The organism is Luteibacter sp. P4_E6 (assembly GCF_056401535.1).
This window is the reverse complement of record NZ_JBFUJE010000235.1, coordinates 1-6,122: the sequence shown is the minus strand read 5'-3', so window position 1 is coordinate 6,122 and position 6,122 is coordinate 1. Positions and strand designations below refer to the sequence as shown.

At 62.8% G+C, this 6,122-nt stretch carries 3 protein-coding genes and 1 tRNA gene; all 4 read right to left on the bottom strand.

The window, feature by feature from the left end; all coding sequences use genetic code 11:
* A partial coding sequence (locus AC1DT2_RS14010) for an RHS repeat domain-containing protein (RefSeq protein ID WP_477296949.1) occupies positions 1-3,014 on the bottom strand: 3,014 nt, incomplete at its 3' end.
* Between the two features lie 232 nt (positions 3,015-3,246).
* Positions 3,247-3,342, bottom strand: a tRNA-Sec gene (locus AC1DT2_RS14005).
* A 13-nt stretch (positions 3,343-3,355) separates the two neighbouring features.
* On the bottom strand, positions 3,356-5,287 hold the full coding sequence (selB, locus tag AC1DT2_RS14000) for a selenocysteine-specific translation elongation factor (RefSeq protein ID WP_477296948.1): 1,932 nt from the start codon (positions 5,285-5,287) through the stop codon (positions 3,356-3,358).
* A partial coding sequence (selA, locus tag AC1DT2_RS13995) for an L-seryl-tRNA(Sec) selenium transferase (RefSeq protein ID WP_477296946.1) occupies positions 5,284-6,122 on the bottom strand: 839 nt, incomplete at its 5' end. The genes selB and selA, both read right to left, overlap by 4 nt.

The window sequence follows — 6,122 nt, the reverse complement described above, 5'->3', positions numbered from 1 at the left end:
GTGCCGGTCGGATAAATGACCGAGGTGACGCGGTTCATGGCGTCGTAGGCACGCACGGTCTTGGTGCCTTCCACCACCTGGTCCTGCCCACACCCTGCGCTATTGAACGACGCCCCGGACACGCTCCAGGCTAGATTGTCGGCGTTGTCGTAGGCCATGATCTCGCTGCCGGATTCCGGCTCCCACGTGCGGCAGAGACGATGCTCGCCGTCGTACGTCATGGTCTTGGTGATCGACTGGCCGCCCCCACTTTGGGTGATGGACACGGGGTTCCCGTAGGTATCGCGGAAGATCGTCTGGAGCACGTTCTCCGGTGCCTCGACGAGTACGGGCTTGTTGTAGGCTGGCTCGTCGAACATCTGGTAGGCATACGTGGTGATATTGCCCTTTTGGTCCTTTACCTGGGTGCGGTTGCCACCAAGGTAGGTGGTGGTCGTGATCAGGTCACCGAGCTCGGACGTATGCCGCGTCCCGTTCGGTCGGTTCAGCACGTCACGGAAGGTGAGCAGGCCATTGCCCATGTTGGCCAGAAACGGAGCGCCGGTATACCAGTATGACTGGAACGACTGATTTCCCCTCCAGTCATAGTCCGTACGCATGCTGTAGTAGATGCTGTTATCGGCAGGGTGAGAGTCGTGGACGATCGGCCTGAGCATGGCGTCGTAGTAGAGCTGGTCGACACTGTTGCCCTGGGTGGCCGTCCTGCGCCAGTGCACGCCGCCGATGTTGCGGTCGGCCGGAGGCATGAGTTCGTACACGATGTGCTGCGCATTCCATGCGACCGAGTCACCGCCGGGATAGACGACAGTGGAGAGACGGCCGATTGCGTCATAGCCGTAGCTGGTAACGTCGCCCTTCTGGTTTGCGATCGCGGTGATCTGGCCCAGGTCGTCGACCACAAGTGACTGCGCGGTGTTGTCGGGATAAAGAATGGAGCGCGGAATGCCGCGGTAGTAGTTCTGCAGGGCGGTAGTATGGTTGTTGCCGTCGGTGAAGCTAGCCAGCTGCCCCTGCGGATTGAATGCGTAACTCATGACCTTGCGGCCGAAGCTGTCGCGTTCTAGCAAGGTCTGGTCCGTCGGGTTGTAGACGTTCTGGCTGACAGTCTCCCCAGTGGTCAGGTTTTCGCTCGTGGTGGGTAGACCGAGCACCCAGTGAGGAAAATCGTTCAGGTAAGTCGTGCGTTCCTGGACGCTGTAGCCAAAGCTGCTATTACGCTGCACCGTCGTGGGTTGGGCCAGGGAGTCGTAGACAAGGGCGGTCCACAGGAAGTGATCCGTGTCCTGGATCACCTCGCGGGATGCTGTGGGAATCTTTTCCTGCACCTGCGCGATGTTCACGCGCTGGAACATCGAGGTTCCCCACGGGTGGGGATAGGACGCCGCGCGTCCGTCAACCGAAGGATTTGGATTGACGTAGCCAAAGACGGTGGACCTGCGCAATGCGGTTACGTCCGCATCCCCGTCGAAGATTTCTTCGTCGACGAGCATTCCCTCGCTGTAGTCGTAGCGATTACTGAATGTGCTGCGCTCTGCGTGGCCATCGGGATAGATGGTTTTGGTCCACACGGTCGAAGGGCAGCCCGCCGCGCAGTTCTGCAACCAGCTTTCGTTTGACGGCGAGTAGGCGTAGCTCCACGTCTGCGTGCCGATGCCCGTGCCGGTAAACTGTCGCTGGATGATCGACATGTTGTACCAGGCGTCCGGAAGCGTCGCGTAGGTATCTGGCGTTGTCGGGTCGTTCGGCTGGCCTGAAGGGATCACGCATTCGCGGGGTGTGAAAGAACGCCCGCGCTTGACAGCGGTAACGGTGAACGCTCCGCTCAGGCCCGAAGGATGGGTGATGCGTCCCGTGTGCGTCGCACTGGCGGGCGGCGAACCGATTGCATCGCAACTACCGGGCCCCGGGTTACCGTTGTTCCACGCCTGGTTGAGACCGGTCATATCGAAAGACCACGTCGAACCGTCAGGCTGTACGATCGACGTCAGCTGCGCTAGCGAGCCGACTTGCGTATACCCATAGCTCCAGGTTCGCGAACCAGCTGCATTTCCGACAACGGTAACCGTCGAAATGCGCGGCGTGCCGGCCACGTACGAGATCGCTACATGGCGTCCGTCACTGCCGTCGATCGCGGTGACGAGATCACCGCTGTAGGTATAAGAGATGAAGTTGCCAAAGCGATCCTGTACGCGCGTGACCAGCATGTGGCCCTCGCGGCGAAGGAGGAGATCGTCGCCACCCACCTCTGGTGTTGCGATGGCGTCGCGCTTGAGCGCCTGGCTAGGCGGTGAGAACAAGGGGCGGTGAATCGTCGGCATGTAACGGTACGCAAGGTGGTCTAGCGTGTACCTCGTTCCATCCGGTGCGATGGCCATGAAGCTCTGCAGCGAAGAATCGGTGCTGGCGTGCTGCACACAGCCGACCGACCAGTTGTGAGTGGTCGTAATATTTATGAGTGGCGAGTTCACCGGGAAGAAGTCGGAGCTCGGAGCTGCCGCGTTGTTATCGTCACGAAGCAAGAGTTCCTGGCTTCCTTGCCCCGGAATCTTCAATTGATAGCCGTGCCACCAGGCTTCGGGATCCCAGTCGGTGCGTGCCGAGTCCCCCGCTGGGGGAGCAACGGTCGGGGGCTCGCGGAATCCGCTGCAGATATCCTTGCGGGCAGCCGTATTGACCAGCCAACCGGTGACGTTGTTCTGGTCCGCCGTAGTCGTCTCGATTTCAGGAAGATCAATGTCCCAGTCGCCGAACGCTAGGTTCTTCAGATCCGGGCGGTCCTCGACACTGGGTATCGAGAACTGGCGGCCTATGGTGATCGTCGGTCCGGTGCCTGGCACAGACACATCGACCTGCTCGAATGACAGGCTGCCGTCGTATAGGCTGACGCGCTCGCCGAACGGATTCTCGCCTAGAGGTTGCAGTGTATCGTCGACCTTGATGAGCTTTTTATACTCATCCTGGGGCGCGACCATCGTCTGCGCGCTAACCGTGGTGGTCGATAGCAGTAGTGCCATGGCGATTGCGCCGCCACGGAGTGAAATCGTTCTACGGAAGAAAGCGCGAACGGCGTTCGCGCCGAGATGCCCGAAGTTCATTCCCTGTCCCTGTACCCCGCACGATCATGCGTGGCGGCGAATCTATTCCTTCGGCAGAACGCTAGCTAATGAATTTTCCGTGACATTTTATCTTGCGATGGAAGAGCGAAAATCGATGCAACCTTTACCCTGAATCTTGGAACCAATGAAATGGCGGAAGAGCATGGGAGTCGAACCCACCCAAGACAGACTGGCTGCCTCACCCGGATTTGAAGTCCGGACGCCCCACCGGGGACGATGCTCTTCCACGTTGCAGCACCTTACGTATCTGGCGCGAACAGGTCCAGGTACCGCGGCTGGATTCGCCGTAACGTGCCGCGCCTGAGCGTAACACCGTGCCGGTCGAAGAACTCCAGCACGAGGATCGCCACCTTGCGGCCGCCGTCGAGCCGGTCGCGGAACTGCGCGGCCGTCACCCAGCCATCCGCTGCATGGGCCTCGATATCGGCCGCTATCTGTACCATCTCGTGGACGGTTGTACGCAGGAAAAAATGATCGTGACTGACCTCATCCACGCGTCCCATCCGCGCCACCCGATGGAACAGGTGCCGGATGTCCGCCTCGGGATACGAGAGCACACCGGCGATGTCGCGCACGCGGGGCGGACGGAAGCGTGCCTCGCCAGCCAGCAGGGGCGCGACCGAGGTCCATAGTGCCTCCTGCGTCGGACTCAAGCGCATCAGGTGGCCGGCAAGACGCACGAAGGCGCCGTCGCGAGCGACGCGCTCCGCGAGGTCGGGATGCTGCAAGGCCATGGTGAACGCAGCGGGTGGAAGTTCCGGCTTTACCGCCTTGCGGAGCTTCTCGCGCGCCATGCCCTGAAGGTCCGGGTTAGCCGCGTGGAACACGTCGAGACGGTCGATCAAGGCGGCGACAAAGTGTTGCCATGAGGCATGACCGATCGCGATACGTTCGTCGGCCGTATCGAACACCAATGGTGAGAGTTCGCGGACGATCCCCTCCACTAACGCCGCGGAGAGGGCCCGGTCACGCGCAAAGGCGCCGAGGTCCCACGACAACGATGGCATGTCGAGCAAGGCGGCAAGGCTCCGTTGCGGATCGTCGAAGCCCAGTGCGGCGCGCTCGGCCACGCGTGCCGGCGTGCGGCGATGGCGCTCCGGGGCGCGCAGGTCGATGAACTGTCCGCCGCCCATCGTGCGTCGCGCGGAGACGTCGCGCAGCACGAAGCGATCCTGCGAGGCGGCGGCGATGGGCCGATCCAGTACCAGTTGCACGTCCGCCGTCTGTCCCGGACGCAGTTGCTGACCCTCGAGTGGCACGACGCGGGCGCCGACCTCCACGGCGCCATGGTGCAGCCGTACGGCAAGCCAGGGTTCGACGGCCCGGGGTTCTGAAGGCAGCAGGTGCAGTCGCGCGTCGATGCGATCGGTCGGTGCGTGGAGGAAGGGATCGAGCACCATGTCGCCCCGATGGATCGCGTCCTTACCGATATCTTCCCCAGCGAGGTTGAGGGCACAGCGGTCACCCGCGCGACCGGTCTCGACGGGCCGGTTCTGCGCGTGAAGTGAGCGGACGCGCGCCGTTAATCCCGATGGACTGAGACATACGGTGTCCTTCGCGTGCACGACACCGGAAAGCACCGTGCCGGTCACGATCAGGCCGATCCCGGGGAGGGTGAAGACGCGATCGACCGCAAGACGGAACCGACCGTCATGACCGCGTTCGTCAAGTGCACGTGCTTCGGCGACCAGTCGCTCGCGTAGCGCATCGATGCCCTCGCCGGTGGCGGACGAGACAGGCAGAATCGCCGCGCCGGCCAGTGAGGTCTCCTTCGTCGCTTCATGAATCTGCGCGCAGACCTCGGTGAGACGTTCCGGTGTCGCCAGGTCGGCCTTGGTCAGGGCGATCAGCGCGCGACGTGTGCCGAGCAGGTCGAGAATCGCCAGGTGCTCCCGCGTTTGTGGCATCACGCCATCGTCGGCCGCCACCACGAGCAGTGCGATGTCGATGCCGGCGGCACCGGCGACCATGGTGTGCACGAAACGCTCGTGTCCGGGCACATCGATGAAGCCCAGCGTCTGGCCATCGGGCAGGGGCAGGTAAGCGAAGCCGAGGTCGATGGTGATCCCGCGGGCTTTTTCTTCTTTCAGGCGATCGCCATCGACACCGGTGAGAGCCCTGACCAGCGATGTCTTCCCATGATCGACGTGGCCTGCCGTGCCGACGATCACGGCCGGTGTGCGGCCAGCCCCGCGGTGTCCAGCTCGCCCAGGATCGCAAGTAAGGCGGCCTCGTCGCTTTCCTGCAGGCAACGAAGATCCAGCAGCAGGGCGCCTTCGGAAACACGTCCGATCACCGGATACGAAAGCGCGCGTAGCGCCGCTGTCAGTTGCTCCAGTGCATCCTGGCTGCCGCGCGAACGAATACGCAGCGCGGCGCTGCGAAGTGTGTCCAGCGGCAGCGCGCCGGATCCGATCTGGCTCTGGCAGTCGGCGACATCGACGACGAAGGCTTCGTCGAGATGCTGCGCCACCGCTGGTTGCAGGCGATGTGCCTGCGCTTCGATGTCCGCGTGCGCCCGGGAGAGGAAGCGCAACGTCGGCAAACGTTCGGCGAGGCGATCCGGGTCGCGATAAAGCGCGAGCGTGGCTTCGATCGCTGCCAGGCGAAGTTTGTCCACACGGAGCGCGCGCTTGAGGGGGTTGCGATTGATCTCGGCGATCAGCGCGCGATCGCCGACGATGAAGCCGGCCTGCGGTCCGCCCAACAACTTGTCGCCGGAAAAAGTGACCAGGCGCGCCCCTTCCTCGACGGCCTCCCGCACGGTCGGCTCCTTTGCCAGCCCGTAGCGTGCGAGATCGACGAGGCTTCCCGAACCCAGGTCGTTTAGCAACGGCACACCGGCCGCATCGGCGATGGCGGCGAGCTCGGGCGCCGCGACCTCCGCGACGAAACCCTGGATACGGTAGTTCGACGTGTGCACCTTCATCACCAGACCGGTGCGCTCGTTGATCGCGTTGCGATAATCGGTGGCATGGGTGCGGTTGGTCGTACCGACTTCGACCA